The organism is Bradyrhizobium sp. 76, assembly GCF_023073025.1.
In the GTDB taxonomy this organism is placed as follows: Bacteria; Pseudomonadota; Alphaproteobacteria; order Rhizobiales; family Xanthobacteraceae; genus Bradyrhizobium.
On record NZ_JADPIS010000133.1, the window covers coordinates 17,322 to 34,047 of the forward strand.

A 16,726-nucleotide genomic window follows, 5' to 3' on the forward strand; every position below is an offset into this window, starting at 1 on the left:
GACATGACGAGACCGAATCCGTCTGCCGAGCGGCATGATCCGCTGAAACTAGCCTCTGTAGGTATTCGTAAGCTTGCTGCCACGATTCATCCGACCCGCCTTGCCGCGCGACTTGACGCGAACCTCTCGTCCGCGACGTTGGTGCGACTGCAGAAGAGTCCTAGGCTGCAGATAAGACTGCAAGCGTTGCTGCTTGAAGATGAAATGGGCTTGAACGGAGGTGACTTCGGGCCAGACCTTCTCCTCGGGCATGATCCGAGCAGGGCTGCCCTCCTCGCCGGCGGCATTTGGCATGCCCGTTCGCTGACAAGGCTGGTTTCAAAGCATGATGTCGCCGTTCTGGTCGAGCACGTCGGCACCGAGGTGCTGGCTTTCGGGATCCGACATGCAGCGCATGCGGTTTCGACCAGATTAATTGCTGATCCTCAACAACTCGCGCTAGGGATTGAAGACGATGGACATGCCTGCCTCGGCGCTTGGCTCGATGAAGCGTCAACGCTTGATTGCCGCCGCGTGCTTCTACGCCTAGCTGTCGGAACGGCCGCCGACAATCCGGCGACTGAACACCGCGATGCCGCGGGCCAATTGTTTTCGCCGGTGTTGGCCCATTTGGCGAGGGAGGCCCCAGCGGGATGACAGACGACGAAACTGCGCCGCCTGTCGCTCCGCACATCCGCCCCCTTGGGCCACTCATAGCGGCGAGGGATCTCGAGATTTGGCACAGCGCCCTCGAGGCGCGTGCCGTGGCCGAGCGCAATCTGAAGCGCGTTCGCGGCTGGGCGCGCAGAGCTTATCAGAAGGAGCGTGCGCGCGGCCATGCTGAGGGGGTGAGGGCCGGCGCCGAGGAAATGGCACAGCTGGTCGCGCAGGCTGCCTCGGAAGTGGCACGACGAAAGGCCGTTTTGGAGCAGGAACTGTCAGCGCTCGTGATGGACATCGTAACTGATCTACTGGGCGATTTCGATCCCGGCGAGATGTTGGTGAGGACGGTTCGTCACACGATTTCGCACAGATATGGCGGGCCGAAACTGTCCCTTCATGCGTCCCCCATGGATGCTGATGCGCTTACGCGCGAATTTGCTGCCTGCGACGGACGGGAGGACCGGCCGGAAGTCCGAATTATTCCGGACCCGGCGCTGTCAGCGAACGAATGCGTGCTGTGGAGCGAATTTGGCAATATCCATCTCGGACTTGACGCGCAGCTCCGCGCATTGCGTTTGGGGCTTGGGTTAGATCATGAGGCAGACGAATAGTGACGGCGCCGAAACCAGACCATAGCTGTCCTGATGGAGATGGGACTCTGCACGCGGCGCTGGCGCGTCTGCGAACTACGGCAAGCCATGTGGACACGCGTGCCGTACGCGGGCGGATCACGCGTGCGATCGGCACGTTGATCCATGCAGTTTTGCCGGATGCTTGTATTGGAGAAGTTTGTGTGCTCAAGGATCCGCGCACCGGATGGTCGCTTGAGGCCGAGGTGATCGGTCTGTTGCAGGACGGCGTATTGCTGACGCCGATCGGTGACCTGCAAGGCATGTCCGGCCGCGCAGAAGTCGTTGCCACTGGCCGAATGCACGAAGTGCCGGTCGGCCCCAATTTGCTTGGCCGGGTGATCGACAGCTTCGGCCGTCCACTCGATGGCAAGGGCGCAGTCAAAGCCATGGAGACGCGCCCGCTGCGCGGCAAAGCGCCAAATCCAATGACGAGGTGCATCATCGCTCGCCCTCTGCCACTCGGTGTTCGCGTCTTGGATGGTCTTCTGACATGCGGCGAGGGCCAACGCATCGGCATTTATGGAGAGCCTGGTGGCGGCAAGTCGACGTTACTGTCGCAGATCGTAAAAGGCGCGGTCGCTGACGTGACCGTGGTTGCGCTGATAGGCGAGCGTGGACGCGAAGTGCGTGAATTCATCGAGCGGCATCTTGGGGAGACTGCCCTCCGCCGCACGGTCGTCGTCGTTGAGACCTCCGATCGCTCAGCGACGGAGCGGGCGCAATGTGCTTATACGGCAACCGCGCTCGCCGAATATTTTCGCGATCAAGGCCTGCGCGTCGTTCTGATGATGGATTCATTGACGCGATTTAGCCGCGCTATGCGGGAGATCGGGCTTGCTGCCGGTGAGCCACCGACTCGCCGGGGCTTTCCTCCCTCTGTCTTTGCAATGTTGCCAGGTTTGCTGGAGCGCGCTGGTATGAGTGAGCGTGGCTCAATCACCGCCTTCTATACCGTGCTTGTGGAAGGTGACGGCACGGGCGATCCAATCGCCGAGGAAACGCGTGGCATTCTCGATGGTCATATCGTTCTTTCACGCTCTCTCGCGGCGCGGGCGCATTTCCCCGCCGTTGACGTACTGTCGAGCCGCAGCCGCGTCATGGATGCCGTCGTATCTGCACCGCATCGCAAGGCAGCATCCCTCTTCCGTGATCTTATCTCCCGTCATGCAGAGGCCGAATTTTTGATCAAGGTTGGCGAATACAAGCAAGGCAGCGATCCGCTGACGGACCGAGCTGTCGCTTCGATCGATGATCTGCGCGAGTTTTTACGCCAGGGTGAAAACGATGCGTCCACTTTTGAGGAAACCGTCACATGGATGTGCCGTCTGACCGCATGAGTTGCATACACGTTTCGAGCTTGCGGCAAGTGAAGGATATGCGCGAGCGTAGTGCACGTAGTGAGTTGTCCAATATGGAAGCCAAGCGTCATATCGCGACCTCGGCCGCGGAGCACGCATGGCAGGAACTTGGAATTGCTGAAAAGCATCATACAGAGGCCCAGGCGGAGGTTTACCAGCAGTTGATGTCGGTCGGTACCTTGTCCGTCGTTGAACTCGATCATTGCCAGCTCACCCTTGAGAGGCTAGCGATTGAGATCACCTCGAAACGCCGCACACTTGAGGAGGCGCGTATCGCTCAAAAGCAGGCCGAGACAGCGGCATCCGAGAGGCGTGCGCACTGGGCGAAGCGTTCCGCAGCGACTCATAAATGGCGACAAATCGAGACCGACGTCCGGCGTGCGGCCGATACCCATTCGGAAGTAACAGCCGAGCTAGAGGCTGATGATGAAGTCTTGCTTCGCCATGGGAGGGGTTTGCCCACGCTGGTGGCGGGCGGTTCAATTTGATGACCGCTAGTCCAGTTGGGAACCAAATGCGCTGCCCTGTACAGTCGCCTCCTGCAACTCGCGCGAACGCATACGCGAAGTACGAGCCGAGCCAGCGTCTAACCCAGAGTCTCGTCTCATGGCTCAACAGAGACGTGCGGCCCTCCGCCTCTTTGCGGAGTAATCTTTGCGACAAGCCGCTATCGGTGCGACTGGAACGACTTGTGTGGCAGGAGGAACCTCCGGCTCTGTCGATGCTCGATTGCGTTTGGCGCCTCGGCGATGATGCGCTCGTGTTGTCGATACCGCATGCGCTTGCGGAGGTCTTGATCTCGACAGTACAGAGTGGCCTAGCTTTACTTTCCGAGCCAAGTCGTTCGCTGGTTCTCGAACTTGCACTTGAACCGTTGCTCGCGCACCTGGAGACTGAGACAGAGCAGCAACTGCGACTCCTTCATGTTGGAAAGGCCGAGAAGAACGGGCCTTATATCGAACTCGACATCATCTACGGTCCGGTCAGGGGCAAAGGTCGCCTATTTCTTTTCTCGCCTCTTGACGGACCGATACCGCCGGCGTTCCGCGCCTTAGGCGAGCTGCTCGGCCAATTGCCGCGACATTTGTGTGAGGTCCCCGCACAGCTACCCGTTACAGTTGCAGGAGAGATCGGCTCCCTCCGGGCGTCAGCCGCGCTTCTTCGCAAAACACGTAAGGGCGACGCTTTGTTGCCGGATGTAATGCCATTCGCCCGCGGTCAGATCATCCTCACTGCCGGCCCGTTATGGGCCGCGGCAGATGTCACTGGCAACCGCCTGATCCTGCACGGACCGTTTCGCTTGCGGCCGCGCCCTCTGGAGTATGCGCATATGACGACACTGCCCGGTTTACAGCTGCCGCCTTCGGAAGCCGATCTCGACGATATTGAGATTTCGCTTGTCTTTGAATGCGGCCGCTGGCCCATCACGCTGGGAGCCCTGAGAAGCATCAGCAAAGGATATGTATTCGAACTTGGCCGGCCGGTCGACGGCCCGGTCGATATCCTAGCAAACGGCGTACGTATCGGGAGTGGCGACATAGTACGTATTGGAGACGAGCTCGGCGTTAGACTGCGTGGCGGGTTAGCGGGCAATGACTAACATTGAACCAGCGATACTGCCGCTTCTTGCGGTCACGGCCGCGCTCGGGTTGTTGGTCTTCGCTGTCGTCACGACCACGGCGTTCGTAAAGGTATCTGTCGTTCTCTTCCTCGTTCGCAATGCGCTTGGGACCCAATCGATTCCACCGAACATCGTTCTATACGGCGCAGCATTGATGCTCACCGCCTTCACGAGCGCCCCGGTCTTTGAGCAGAGCTACAATAGAGTCGCCGATCTGCAGCTCCGCTATCAAACGCTCGAGGATTGGGTAGCCGCTGCGAAAGTGGGGCAGGAGCCGCTGCGAGGCTATCTCAAGAACTTCACCAATGAAGAACAGCGAGGCTTCTTCCTGTCCTCGACCGAGCGTGTCTGGCCGGAAGAGATGCGCGGCAGAGCGACAGCCGATGATTTTGTCATTCTCGTCCCATCTTTTCTAATCTCAGAACTCAAGCGTGCCTTCGAAATCGGGTTTTTACTATACCTTCCGTTTATCACTATCGATCTGATCGTAACGACCATTCTGATGGCCATGGGCATGTCAATGGTGTCTCCGACAGTGATCTCAGTTCCTTTCAAGCTGTTTCTGTTCGTGGCGATTGACGGCTGGTCGCGGCTTATGCACGGGCTGGTGCTGAGCTATACAACACCTGGAGGGTGAGCATGGATGAGGCCACTATTCTCCCTTTTATGAGCCGATCACTGGTGCTTTTCATGACCTGGGTTCTGCCTCCGCTCATTGCAGCGGCGGTCGCCGAAACCATCATCGGCATCATCCAGGCGGCAACGCAGATCCAGGATCAGACATTGCCACTGACTGTGAAGCTTTTGGTCATTGTTGGGATTATAGGTTTGTTTGCTCCGGTGCTGAGCGCCCCGCTCATCGAACAAGCCAAGCAGATCTTTACTGATTTTCCCGCGCTCACGACGGGCTACTAGCAGCAGCCGTCATGTATGATCTGTCAACCGGCGACACGCAAAGTCTGATCCAGGCGACCATCGAACTCGTCGTTGCTGCCGGCCTTGGTGCGGCCCGCCCCGTGGGCATCATGCTGGTGCTTCCGGTATTTACGCGTCCGCAGATCGGCGGCCTGATCCGCGGTTGCCTTGCCGTCGCGCTCGAACTACCATACTTGGCGCACATCGCCGATGGCCTGAAGGAGCTAGATCCGGACACTCGTCTGCTCAAGATCGCGCTACTCGGTCTTAAGGAGACGTGTGTCGGCCTACTGATCGGCGCCCTCCTCAGTATTCCCCTCTGGAGTCTTCAGGCCGTCGGCGAGTTCATCGACGCGCAACGGGGCATCAGCAGCGTGGTCACTCCCGCCGATCCCGCGACACGCAGTCAGGCTTCGGCGACGGGACTTCTTATCGGGACCACCGCGACCACGATCTTCGTCGTATCGGGGGGCCTGCAAACGATGATCAGCGGGCTTTACGGCAGCTATCTGGTTTGGCCGGCTTATCAGCTTGGACCCACGCTGAGCATGCGAGGGACGCTGGAGTTGTGGGGCGTGCTCGACAGCATCATACGTACCGCCGTCCTGGTCTCTGGACCTGTGGTAGCTTTCCTCTTGCTGGCCGACATATCAGCGCTTCTGCTAGGGCGCTTTGCGCCGCAATTCAACCCGCGGGACCTATCGTTGACGATCAAGAATATAGGTTTTGCGATCGTCATGGTGACTTATACGCTCTACCTCATCGAATACATGCAAGCGGAAATCATGCAGTCGAGCCGAGAGCTGGAGAGGCTTGAGAGGAAACTGAAGTGAGCGACACGAGCGAAGAGAAAACGCTCGCCCCCACTGAAAAGAAGCTAAGCGACTCGCGCAAGAAAGGCGTGGTTCCGCATAGCACGGATCTAGTCAGGGCCCTCAGCGCTTGCGCCGGTCTCGGTTATGTCTGGTTAGAAGCGAGTTCCATCTACGACAAATGTCGTGAAGCGCTCATGCTGACTGACAAGCTGCTTGATAAGCCGTTCAATATTGCGGTCGATCTTGCGCTCGGCGTCTTGCCCAAATTTGCACTGGGAATTGTTGGCCCGCTTCTCGGGAGTATGGTCACCTGCGCAATTCTGACGACGGTCCTAGCCAATGGTGGATTAGTGTTCTCCTCCGAGCCGATGACGCCGAAATTCGAGAACATTGATCCCATCAACGGACTGAAGCGCATCGCCTCTTTGCGTTCCCTCATCGAGCTTGGCAAGACCTTGTTCAAGGTCTTCTGCCTCGGCGCGATCTTTGTCCTCGTCGTTGTCGGCGCGTGGAAGACACTGGTCTATCTGCCGGTTTGCGGCACGGGCTGCTTCGAGTTCGTGTTCATTCAAGTGAAACTGTTGATCGGGATTGCAAGTGGTGCATTTCTTATCGGCGGATTGGTCGATCTCCTCATCCAGCGTTGGTTGTTCTTGCGCGGCATGCGCATGACTAAGAGCGATATGAAGCGCGAGGACAAGGAGCAGCAAGGCAATCCGGAGGTCAAACGCGAACACCGACGCCTTCGGCGGGAGCAGGCGAGCGAGTCTCCTCTCGGCGTGAGTCGCGCGACATTGATCTTGACTGGGCGCGAGCTGCTGGTCGGGGTACGCTACATCCGTGGCGAAACGGGCGTCCCGGTCCTGGTTTGCCGCGGCGACGGGGAGGCGGCTTCACGGCTCTTTGATGAAGCGAGGCGCCTTCGTCTCAGTATCGTCGAAGATCACGTCCTGGTCCGTGAGCTAATCCGCAACACTAGCCTTGGCAATTCCATTCCTATCCAGTACTTCGAGGCTGTCGCAAAAGCACTCTTTGCCGCCGGCCAAGTCTAGTTCGTGTTGTGAATGAGGTCGCATCGAATGACTGATGTTCTCGCTATCGAGAGGGCTGCACGGTCTGGGTGCCGGCAGACGTGGGATCTGACGGCAGCTTGTTGTTAGCCATACCCAAGTTGCTGTTACTGCCGGTCGCGAAGGTTTTGTATGTGGCAACGGGAATGGCCGCACGATTGCCATCACTCGGCACAACGGCCTGATTGTCAATCAAGTCGCGCGGATCGTTGACCATGCCGGCCAAGTTGTTGCGGATGGAGCAGCCAAGCGTCGGATCGAAAGAATTGTCGTTCACTGAAGGGCCGACGATCGCAATCGACGGACAAACTGGAGGGCGCGCCTCGTACGTAATCGCCTCGATTCGGGCGGCAGAGCCATCACGCCTATCGATGAATGGACCGTACAGGCGGATGTTGTGAGCGTCGACGCCAACTGCGCGGGCCTCAGCTGCTATCTGCGCCCCGAGCCGACGTGAGCCGACGATATCAAGATGGAGCGTGTCGTACCGACCGCGACTGGTACTCGCTACGAAGTAACGCAGACGCTGCCGTTCGGGCCCTCCAAGGGTCTGTAACAGTAAGACGTTCTTCTCTTGTTCAACCAAGATCGCTTGCGCGGTCGGCTCGAGGTAAGTCGGCGCGGTGCTTGCGCAGCCACCTAGACTGGCCGTCAGACCGATGAAGGGGCGCACGAATCGTAATCTCATTGGTCGATCCTCATTCGATGGTGTGGCCGGTGCCCCTTGTCGCGCCTGGTACGCTTATCGGGGGAGCACCGCGAACAGGCGAGCGCGTTGCCAATGTGTTCGTCAGACTGCGCGCGAGGTCTGAGGGCGGAGCGATGCGGTCGGTGGGCGCACTCATCTGCTTCGAGTTCGATCTTGGCCGCACGACGTAAGGCGTGACGATGATCACGAGTTCCGTCTCATCCTGTTGAAATGACGATGAGCGAAATAGCGCACCAAGAATCGGAACGTCGCCGAGCCAAGGGAAAGTCGTGATCTCAGTGCTGAAGTTGCGCCGGATAAGCCCACCAATTGCAAAGCTCTGGCCGCTGGCGAGCTCGACAACCGTGTTTGCACGCCGGGTGGAGAGAGCCGGCACGGAGATGCCGTTGATGTTGACAGCACCTTGTGACGATAGTTCGCTGACTTCAGGCTTCACGCGGATATTGATCTGATTGTTACTGAGAACGGTCGGCACAAACTCCAGGCTGACGCCGAAGTGACGGAACTCGACAGAGACCTGCCGATTGTCCTGCAACACCGGAATGGGAAATTCGCCGCCGGCGAGGAAGCTGGCGGATTCGCCTGACATTGCGGTGAGGTTCGGTTCAGCAAGTACGGAAGCGAGGCGCTCGTGAGCCAGTGCATCGAGCATAGCGCTGACGTTCACATGGCCAGTGTTGACCCCCATCTTCGCCGTACCGCCGCCCTGCGCCGCGCCGTATCCACCACCACTGCCACTGACCAAGCCGAGAGTGAAAGGGCCAGCTTGACCGGAAGCGGAGAGGTTGACGCCGAGCTCCTTCATGGCGCTCCGGGAGACCTCCGCCACCCGCACGCTCAGATTCACCTGCAATGACCCCGCCACCTGAATCTTGTTGACGACGAGCGCACCAGACCCGAGAAACTGCTCGGTCACTTTCATGGCTATATCGACGATCTCCGCATTGGGCGCCGTACCGCTAAGGATGGCCCCGCGCGGGGTGTAGCTTACCTGGATGGGATAGTCGCCGACCTGGGCTTTCAGCGTGGCGCGCAGATCCTCGATCGGCTGGGTGACGACAACACGCAGCTCAGCGAGAGCCTCCCCGGCCTCGTTCAGTGCGAACAAGGTGGTCCGACCGGATTTTTTGCCGAAAACAAAGATGGTCCTGTTCGAAGGTGCCTGATAGTCCGCGACCGTAGGATCTGCGACAAAGATGCTCGCGGCTGGCGCTGGCAGGTGAATCGTCTTACCTAGCGAAGAGGAAAGGGTCAGCGTTGCGCTAATGCCGTCGGCAGCCGTACGCTGCGGCCCACTTCCATCATCCCGCTTGATCTGAGCTACGGCCGCAGCCGGGAATAGCAGGATGACCACGCACAAAAGCTGCCAAAGACAAGGAAGAAATGTGGACGAAAGGCCGTTGGCGGCGATCGATCCTCGAGTGACGCCAGCATGCTTGTCAAGAATGATGCTCAAGATGGTCTTTTCTTTCAAGTTCAATTAACTACGCGGTCGATGCCGCGCCTTTCAATTCAAGGACGTAGCCGATCCCGCGCGCGGTTTTGATCCGTAGCGTCGCACCGGACCGACTCAAATGACCGCGCAAACGATAGATTCCGACCTCAAGCGCATTGGTTGAGACCTCGTCGTCAAATGCATAGAGGCTATCTTCCAATGACGCACGAGCCACGGTGCGGCCGGCGCGGCTGAGCAGATGTTCGAGAATGCACACCTCGCGGCGGGCAATTGTCAGTGGTCGACCATTGACCGTCGCTTGCCGACCGATCGAATCGAATCGTAGATTGCCAAAGGTAACAATGGGGGCCGTCATTTGCGTTGACCGGCGCAGAGTAGCGCGCATTCGTGCGATGAGTTCATCAGTAGATACGGGCTTGGGCAGGAAGTCGTCCGCACCGCCATTAAATAGCGCTATCCGCCTACCGAGCTCATTGAAGTTACTCATCATCACGGCAGGCATCGAATGTCCGTCACGTCTCAACTGCTTCAGCCAATCCAAGCCGTCTCCATCCGGTAGAACCAACTCGAGCAAGAGAATGTCATAGCTGGCGCAAGAAAAAGCGGCGGCGGCCTCGTCCAGGGTGCACGCTACGTCAACGGCAAAACCGCAATCGGAGAGCGCATCTTGTACAACGCGCGCAGGGTCCCTCTCATGATCAACGAGTAGCGTTCGCATTCCAGGACCTCCTATCAAGTAACGCCAAGACACCCACCACGTCACGCCACCCCCGAGCGGAATTGAACAGTCCGGCCTCCGCGTAAGCATTGGAATCCGGAATAGACGAAGAGCTGCGGTACAGGCGAATCGCATATTGGATCGGGATTCCATTGTGAGCTCGACTGGCGTTGTTCACTGTCTCACGTGGCGCGCGTGAATCTTGGTGACGTCGAATGTGCTCTTTCCATCGGGGCGTAGGCGGCAATCAATACAATGCATCGATAGGCGGGCAGCACCCGCTCAGCGCCGGAACAATCGCGGCAGTTGTCGCCGACATCGTGAAGTCGAGATGATTGCCGAGAACACATTGATTGGTGAAATCGATGGTTTGGTTCGATGCATTCACATGGCGGATTAGTGACAATGCCGTTCCATGGTCTGGATCTAAATCTCCTCATCACGATCGATGCTTCCGATGGCGAGCGCAGCCGCACGGCCGCAGGTTTGATGCGGGAGCAGCGATGATATGCGATTTGCATCGCGGCCCTCAATTTGCAAAGCCTCGCACGCCGGCAGGCGTTCCGTGCTTGAGCAACGAACTTCCTCATTCGGCCAAAAAGGTGAGCCTCCTTCGTGCTCCGATCACCGGAGCGACAGTGATGGCCAAGCGCGGCTACGCTCAGCTGGAGAACGCCATAACGAGGCCGTCCTGCCGCGCCTTCCTATTGTTGACTTTTATAAAATCACCGAGACGCTTTGGAAAGAAATGCTCAACGGCCGGACAATCCAAAGACGGGGGGTGACATGAACTTGGCCGCACCGGGCAAAACCGTGCCTACAATCCGATCGCGGTGTCCATGATCACGTACTCATCGCAGCTTTGCCGACAGCAAACCTACGACGTTGCGTGATGCACGGCGCTTTCCCTACCCGGCAGCACATGAAGTGTGAAATCAATTCTTTGGATAGATTGCATTCACATCCTGGATAGTGACAAGACCTCTGAGGTCTGTGTCTCAGTCTCCTAGTCGCACCTGATGCTCTGATGACCGAACGCAATCTGTCGCTGACAGCTCTGGTAGGGTGAGCGATGATTTTGGTGATTTTGCATGACGGCGTCTTCCTGCAAGGCTCACATTGGGCACCGACTCTTCTGGACTAGCAAACCCAGTCATGGTCACTCGCCCAGCAATGTCGGTTTGGCTCCATCCGGACGTGAGAAAAATGTTGTTCTGATCGACATTCTACGTCTGATCAGAATGTGCAGCATCTCGCAATCGGTGGGCGACTTGCTCAGGAAATCGCATGGTGCATGACCGCGCGTCTGCAAGTTGTCCCGTCTGAGCCGAAGCGCCCCGGTCCTAGAGAGCTTGACGGCCAATAAGTCTTCCGCAGAGTGCTTGGCCGGCGCATTGGAGGAGCTATGCGGAATTTTGGGTGACGAGGCGATCAGGCGGCGTGGTTTGCCGGCATGTGGATGACCTCGATGCCGTCGTTGAATCTGACACCTGCAATCACCTTCGGCAACTGATTTGTGCCGTTGATCCGCCGCCAGGTCTTTGATGCGGCGATAATCAGCTTGAACACCATCAGCCTGGCGGTCGTTGACGACAGCGATCCTTTCGTCCGCACGGTTCTGTGCCGCACGGTCGCGAACACGCTTTCGATGGGGTTGGTCGTGCGCAGATGATCCCAATGCTCGGCCGGGAAGTCGTAGAAGGCCAGCAGCGCGTCGCGGTCCTTGGCGAGGCATTCGACCGCCCGGCCGTACTTGGCGCGGTATTTCTCGGCGAAGACATCGATCGCCGCGTCGGCGGCCGCCCGGTTCGGCGCCCAATAGACCTCGCGCAAATCCTTCTTCATGTTGGCCTGCACCGAGAGCGGGACCTTGTCCAGGACGTTCACGGTCTTGTGCACCCAGCAGCGCTGGTGCCGCGTGCCGGGAAAGACTTCGTCAAGCGCCTTCCAGAAGCCGAGCGCGCCGTCACCAACGGCAATTTCCGGGGCGATTTGCAACCCGCGTTGCTTCACGTCGATCAGGAGCTCACGCCAGCTCTGCGTGCTCTCCCGGACGCCGACCTGAAAGCCAATCAGCTCCTTCTTGCCTTCCGGCGTCGCGCCGATCAGCACCAGCATGCACTCGCCGTGGTCTTCCATGCGTGCCTGCAGGAAGACGCCATCGGCCCACACATACACGTAGCGTCGCGCCGACAGATCGCGCTTTTGCCAGCGCTCATACTCGCCCTGCCACTCGGCCGTCAGCCGGGAGATGACCGCCGGCGACAGGTTCGGCGCGTCCCTGCCCAGTAGGGCCGTCAGCGCCTCCTGGAAATCGCCCGTCGAGATGCCGCGCAGGTACAGCACCGGCAAGAGCGCATCCAGACTCCTGGTCCGCCGCGCCCACAGCGGCAGAATCGCCGAGCTGAAGCGGATCCGCTCGCCGTCACCGGCCGCTCCGCGGTCCCGAATCTTCGCCCGCGCGACCTCGACCGGCCCGATGCCGGTCGCAATCGTTCGGGCCGGGCCGTAACCATGCCGCACGACGCGGGCGCGCCCGTCGGGAAGCTTCAAATCCTTCACTGTGGCAAGAAACGTCTCGACTTCGATCTCCACGGCCTGCGCCAGAAGCTGCCGCGCTCCGGCTCGAAGATTGGCTGTGGGACAAGGCGATTCGGAATGATGAAGGCGGCTGGAACCGACTGGTATTTCGCTATTGCAGGGGCCGATTCAGTAGTGAACTTGAAGGAAGCGCTCGCGCCGGATAGTGCTCGTCGCGCGTGACAGATGCCCGGTTTCGAACGTCAAGTTTGACTTCCTGGCTACCGCTTCCGGCCGCGACGGGCAAAGAACTCACAAAACGCCTCAGCATTTTGCAGTTTTCTGCCTCGGCTCAGCGCTTCGGCGGTGAAGTTTATGCGGGTGCCTCCGAAAACGACCCATGTGTCAATGGTGACATCGCTCGGCAGCTCAATCCACTCCTGCGGCCGGGGATTGTATATTTCGGTCGATTCAGGCAGGCGCCTCTGTGGCAATCCTTCGATACGTCAATCAGACAATCGAGGCTTGGATGATGCGGAGGTCCAAACGCTTTATGGGTCGCAAGGCCAAGACCGGCCGCGTTCTCGAACGGCTATCTCGCGAACGTCCCGGGTTTTTGCACAATGGAAGGTCGGCATACCCAGCTCGTTCGCCTAATGGGAGCCCAGTGACGCGAGAGTCTCACGTGGGGATCCATGAGAGCCCGGCAGTGAGATTCCGCCGGCCTACTCGCCAAGCCGTCTGCCCGGATGTGTGAGGGCAAAGCCAAATGGCCTAGCTACTCGACCACGATCCACGGCGATGTGGGTTTCCTGTGCAACCGGAAAAACGCCCTTCGTCAGCTACTCGTCAGCCAGTCTGTCTATCCAGACAGGCTGCGCATTCTCGACTTGATTGGAGATGGAATATGACGGGCATTGGCCGATCTGGAAGATCGCGCACTGCAGATGCTGGAGCCGGATCGAGCAGTTCACGCTCGCACTCAAGTCTAGCCCCTGGGGAAGGCAGTCAATCGTTCGATTCCGTCGTGGAGCGGATGCGCTCTGGGCCCCAAGATAGAGGGACGCCCTCCGCTAGCACGGCGCGCGGTGCCGACGATGCCCTTGGCGACAGGTCTTCCGGTCCCTCCGTTGGCCCAGATCGAATCCTAGGCGCTGCGGCACGTGCAGCCGCTGCGCCACGTGGAGCCACTGCGCGGCGGCGCGGCTTTCCCTCAGTGTCCGAGGGTGGAGACACGGCGCCGGTCGCCAGCCAGCCGCCAACTTCCGGTGTGGCAGTCCCTATTTCCTCGTCAGAGGAAGAAATCAACGCAACAAGGCGACACATGGACCGCCTGCGTGAGGACTATGCCGCTTGCCGTCAGCCGGGCGAGGATGCCGAGCTGAAGGAGGCGCTAGAGCTGAGCGATCGATTCGTCAAAGCAGGCTCGGCAGTTCTGGAGTACTACGCGAGCCTGCGCCCGGCCGTGGCGCCGAGCATTCTGTCCGACGCCGAGGCCCGTCAATACTGCTATGCCGTGCTCCAGGCGGGGCGTCAGGGCAACATGGTGGCCTCGGCGATTATCCTCGCCTTAGAAGAGCGCAGACAGGTATCGGCAGGCCTGTTCCAGCGGATTTCGAAATCCAACGCTACCCCCGACCAGCTGAGCCGAGTGGCTTCCAGTATGGTGAAGGACCATGTGCCTGTCATCGAGTGGTGGGGAAAGAAGCTGTTGCGCTCGGAACGGATGCAGTCCGCCTGCGAGACCACTGCCAACTTGCCAAGCACGACGCCCGAGATGCGGAAGGCCAACGAAGCCGCACTACGCCTGCACACCGGCTCGGCACTTTATGATGGGTGCTTGTATCTGGAATCGCGGATTGAGCTCGCGAAGCTTCTGATTGAGTCTCAGGCGAGCACGTTTGAACCAGCCGTGAGGGACGCCCTCATGGATGAGAACGGGCGGGTGCGTCTGCTCGGGACCTATATCCAGGATGCTTTTCCGGCATTCGTCTCGACGTACAAAGCCGTTCTGAACAAGGACGGAGAGCCACTCGACGCAGAGCACTGCACCGTTCTGGAAGGAGTCATGGAACGGCATTCGGAATTTGCCTCAGAGGTGGAACGTATCGTTGCCAGGCTAAGGGATGCTAGAACGGATGCCGACCTTCCATTGGAACAGTTGGACCAGATCGTGGAAGGTGCATGGGTCACCGCGCACCAAGTCACGCGACTTTTGGCAGTGCAGCCAAAGAGGCAAGTGGAGCCGCCTGCCCAGACTGCGATATCGGAAAAGACCGACTTAGCGGCTGAGAACCACGCGGCGCGCAGGAAGGGGAAAGGCAAGCGCGCACCGGCCGCACGCGAGGGGAGTTCAACGGCCGGGCTGCGCGAGCCGCAGCTCGCTAGGCCCGACGCTGCCACAGCCTCTACTGCCAAGGTTATCGTACTCTCGGATCTGGGTACGAAGAAACTCGCGAGTGCGGAGGAGGCACGCGCGAGGGCGTCATCATCGGCGACCGGGCACCTGGCGATGTGGCAGGCTCCGCCCTCCAGGAACGCACTGACGGGACTACTCAAGCGATTGGACGAGCTGCTGCAGTTCGATCTGCCGGCTCAGCAAAGCGCCGTCTCGCAAGCGCGCCAGATGAAGCCTGAGGACGCCGACCACGTCGTGGATCTCGTCCTTAAGCGCCTGGAGACGCAGACCGCCGAGATTAAGAACTGTGTAGCCGCGCTGGAGGAGCCCCGCCGACATGGCCTACTCACGCATGCGCAATTGCCTGAAGTGCACGGAAAAATAGTCCGACTTAAGACGATGTTGTCCGAGGTTCAGGGACAGGCAAACTCGTTGAACGCACGAAAGGCGGCGATCACGATCGATTGCATGAAGACGTACGCGTTTCCGTCGCAGAAGTACCTTGAACAATTGCAGGCGGCCGAAGAACTTGCGTCTGTGGATCCACCCCGCGCCTTGAAGAGCGAGCCAGCGACGCTGTTCGAGGTCAAGCTGCAGCCCAAGGCGCTGCGCAGTGGTAGGATGCCAAATCCGATGTGGGTGCACATCCATACCAAGCTGCCGGTACATGCCTGGCAGTTGGCCACGCTGGGCGGCGCCGACTTCGCCGCTTGCCACGTGAAGTCCAATGAACAGCGCGGCTACAATCGGCAATGGCAGACCGCTCGAGCCGCCACGGGGCACGAGAACGTTGTGATCCACCGCGGCAAGCTCACGCCTGCGTTCTGTAAGTCGTTGTTGAGCATCGTCCCATGCGACTCCCTTCGCGAGGCGGAGCATGCGTCGATGCAGTTCGCGCGCCTCAGGATGTAGTTACCTGAGTGTCTCACGCCAGAGCGTCACTGTGGTGACACCATCAAGCAGACCGTTATCAACGAGAGGAAATCCTCGATGAAATCGAAGCCGGCGCGGGCTCCTCGAACAGATCGACAACGGGTCCGACTGAAATTCGATCGGGAGCGTGGAGACCCCGACTTCCGTTCGCTTGAAAAACAGCATCGCGGCCCTTGTCGCCGCGCTTGCGATGGCCGGGTCCGAATAGCCTAGGATCCGGCTATGCTTCAGATCGTGAATGAAGCAGTTTTGCGCATTTGTGTTCGAGATCCCATCGCCGATCGCTTCGTAAGTGTCTGCGGCGCCGTGCTTAGCGCCCTACTGTCAATCGGCGTTCGACTGGGACCCCCTATCGGCATCCAAAAGGGGGTCTGACTCATTTCTGGTGAAGTTTGCCGGGCGACTGTGGTTCTCAAACGGAGAATCAGCGCCATGCGGACGGGCTTTCAGATCTCATCGCTAGTACCGAGTGGTTTGGTGTTTGATGGTGTAAGTGACTCAATGGATTCGCTTATTCTGGCTGTCAGGTCGGAAGCTGCGGAGGCTCGGTGCCCTTTGTGCGCGACAGCGTCGAGCCGCATCCATAGCCGCTACGTCCGGCACGTTGCCGATTTGCCATCAGCGGGCAGAAAGGTGCGCCTCCGATTGCTCACGCGGCGCTTCACATGCGAGGTGCCGCATTGCTATAGCGCGACAATCTGGATGGGAAGCGCGCGACAATCAGGATGGCGAGTCGGTGTCGCAGCGAGGTGATGATTGCCGCGATGATTGTCGCGCGCAAGAGTTTTGTTCGCTCTGATTGTCGCGGAGCGTCAATCAGCGAGTGTTTTTGGTGTCGCATGCGAGGATGGTCGCCCTGGACCACGCTTCCGCTCGAGCGCGGTGCGCCTGCGATAGCTTTCGACGTTCATCTCGACGATGGTGGCGTGGTGAACGTTC

Annotated in this window: 14 protein-coding genes and 1 pseudogene; 11 read left to right on the forward strand and 4 right to left on the reverse strand. The window is 59.2% G+C overall.

What is annotated here, in order from left to right:
- Window positions 1–3: 3 nt before the first annotated feature.
- From IVB48_RS34660 to IVB48_RS34700, 9 genes are all read left to right on the forward strand, one after another.
- Window positions 4–636 (forward strand): nodulation protein NolU, encoded by a 633-nt coding sequence (locus tag IVB48_RS34660; protein ID WP_247344782.1) that lies wholly within the window; start codon window positions 4–6, stop codon window positions 634–636.
- The gene (gene sctL, locus IVB48_RS34665) at window positions 633–1,253 is read left to right on the forward strand and encodes a type III secretion system stator protein SctL (protein WP_247399039.1); all 621 of its coding nucleotides are present in this window, start codon (window positions 633–635) and stop codon (window positions 1,251–1,253) included. Before IVB48_RS34660 ends, sctL begins: the two co-directional genes overlap by 4 nt.
- Before the next feature lie 89 nt (window positions 1,254–1,342).
- Window positions 1,343–2,611 carry a type III secretion system ATPase SctN gene (gene sctN, locus IVB48_RS34670; protein WP_346659025.1) on the forward strand — a complete coding sequence of 423 codons (1,269 nt, stop codon included), beginning with the start codon at window positions 1,343–1,345 and terminating at the stop codon, window positions 2,609–2,611.
- Complete coding sequence (locus IVB48_RS34675; RefSeq protein WP_247399037.1) at window positions 2,587–3,120, forward strand: hypothetical protein; 534 nt, start codon at window positions 2,587–2,589, stop codon at window positions 3,118–3,120. Before sctN ends, IVB48_RS34675 begins: the two co-directional genes overlap by 25 nt.
- A 26-nt stretch (window positions 3,121–3,146) precedes the next feature.
- The gene (sctQ, locus tag IVB48_RS34680; protein ID WP_247344779.1) at window positions 3,147–4,232 is read left to right on the forward strand and encodes a type III secretion system cytoplasmic ring protein SctQ; all 1,086 of its coding nucleotides are present in this window, start codon (window positions 3,147–3,149) and stop codon (window positions 4,230–4,232) included.
- Entirely contained in the window at window positions 4,225–4,890 is a 666-nt protein-coding gene (gene sctR, locus IVB48_RS34685) for a type III secretion system export apparatus subunit SctR (protein ID WP_247300634.1), read from the forward strand. Before sctQ ends, sctR begins: the two co-directional genes overlap by 8 nt.
- 2 nt (window positions 4,891–4,892) lie before the next feature.
- Window positions 4,893–5,168, forward strand: coding sequence for an EscS/YscS/HrcS family type III secretion system export apparatus protein (locus IVB48_RS34690; RefSeq protein WP_018458364.1), 276 nt, complete (start codon window positions 4,893–4,895; stop codon window positions 5,166–5,168).
- Window positions 5,169–5,179: 11 nt separating this feature from the next.
- Window positions 5,180–6,001: a type III secretion system export apparatus subunit SctT gene (gene sctT / locus IVB48_RS34695; protein ID WP_247282068.1), complete on the forward strand. Its 822-nt coding sequence runs from the start codon at window positions 5,180–5,182 to the stop codon at window positions 5,999–6,001.
- Window positions 5,998–7,035 carry an EscU/YscU/HrcU family type III secretion system export apparatus switch protein gene (locus tag IVB48_RS34700; protein WP_247282069.1) on the forward strand — a complete coding sequence of 346 codons (1,038 nt, stop codon included), beginning with the start codon at window positions 5,998–6,000 and terminating at the stop codon, window positions 7,033–7,035. Before sctT ends, IVB48_RS34700 begins: the two co-directional genes overlap by 4 nt.
- A 43-nt stretch (window positions 7,036–7,078) precedes the next feature.
- Here IVB48_RS34700 and IVB48_RS34705 read toward each other — a convergent pair whose 3' ends face one another.
- From IVB48_RS34705 to IVB48_RS34720, 4 genes are all read right to left on the reverse strand, one after another.
- Complete coding sequence (locus IVB48_RS34705) at window positions 7,079–7,741, reverse strand: CpaD family pilus assembly lipoprotein (RefSeq protein WP_247282070.1); 663 nt, start codon at window positions 7,739–7,741, stop codon at window positions 7,079–7,081.
- Between the two features lie 10 nt (window positions 7,742–7,751).
- A complete protein-coding gene (locus IVB48_RS34710; RefSeq protein WP_247282082.1) occupies window positions 7,752–9,173 on the reverse strand; it encodes a type II and III secretion system protein family protein in 1,422 nt (473 codons plus the stop codon).
- A 73-nt stretch (window positions 9,174–9,246) separates the two neighbouring features.
- Window positions 9,247–9,936, reverse strand: coding sequence for a response regulator transcription factor (locus tag IVB48_RS34715; protein WP_247282071.1), 690 nt, complete (start codon window positions 9,934–9,936; stop codon window positions 9,247–9,249).
- Window positions 9,937–11,367: 1,431 nt separating this feature from the next.
- Complete coding sequence (locus IVB48_RS34720) at window positions 11,368–12,624, reverse strand: IS256 family transposase (RefSeq protein ID WP_247407350.1); 1,257 nt, start codon at window positions 12,622–12,624, stop codon at window positions 11,368–11,370.
- Between the two features lie 739 nt (window positions 12,625–13,363).
- Between IVB48_RS34720 and IVB48_RS34725 the strand changes: the two genes are divergently transcribed.
- Both IVB48_RS34725 and IVB48_RS34730 read left to right on the forward strand, forming a co-directional pair.
- Window positions 13,364–15,766, forward strand: a complete 2,403-nt coding sequence (locus IVB48_RS34725; protein ID WP_346659026.1) for a hypothetical protein — start codon at window positions 13,364–13,366, stop codon at window positions 15,764–15,766.
- Between the two features lie 567 nt (window positions 15,767–16,333).
- Window positions 16,334–16,456, forward strand: a pseudogene (locus tag IVB48_RS34730) (transposase family protein); the annotation flags it as partial.
- Between the last annotated feature and the right edge of the window lie 270 nt (window positions 16,457–16,726).

What these genes read in the sequence shown, in the direction of transcription:
- sctQ (WP_247344779.1), top strand. Translation starts at nt 3,147, where the DNA reads ATGCGCTGCCCTGTACAGTCGCCTCCTGCAACTCGCGCGAACGCATAC.
- IVB48_RS34690 (WP_018458364.1), top strand. Translation starts at nt 4,893, where the DNA reads ATGGATGAGGCCACTATTCTCCCTTTTATGAGCCGATCACTGGTGCTT.
- sctL (WP_247399039.1), top strand. Translation starts at nt 633, where the DNA reads ATGACAGACGACGAAACTGCGCCGCCTGTCGCTCCGCACATCCGCCCC.
- IVB48_RS34660 (WP_247344782.1), top strand. Translation starts at nt 4, where the DNA reads ATGACGAGACCGAATCCGTCTGCCGAGCGGCATGATCCGCTGAAACTA.
- IVB48_RS34705 (WP_247282070.1), bottom strand. Translation starts at nt 7,741, where the DNA reads ATGAGATTACGATTCGTGCGCCCCTTCATCGGTCTGACGGCCAGTCTA.
- IVB48_RS34715 (WP_247282071.1), bottom strand. Translation starts at nt 9,936, where the DNA reads ATGCGAACGCTACTCGTTGATCATGAGAGGGACCCTGCGCGCGTTGTA.
- sctT (WP_247282068.1), top strand. Translation starts at nt 5,180, where the DNA reads ATGTATGATCTGTCAACCGGCGACACGCAAAGTCTGATCCAGGCGACC.
- IVB48_RS34725 (WP_346659026.1), top strand. Translation starts at nt 13,364, where the DNA reads ATGACGGGCATTGGCCGATCTGGAAGATCGCGCACTGCAGATGCTGGA.
- sctR (WP_247300634.1), top strand. Translation starts at nt 4,225, where the DNA reads ATGACTAACATTGAACCAGCGATACTGCCGCTTCTTGCGGTCACGGCC.
- IVB48_RS34675 (WP_247399037.1), top strand. Translation starts at nt 2,587, where the DNA reads ATGGATGTGCCGTCTGACCGCATGAGTTGCATACACGTTTCGAGCTTG.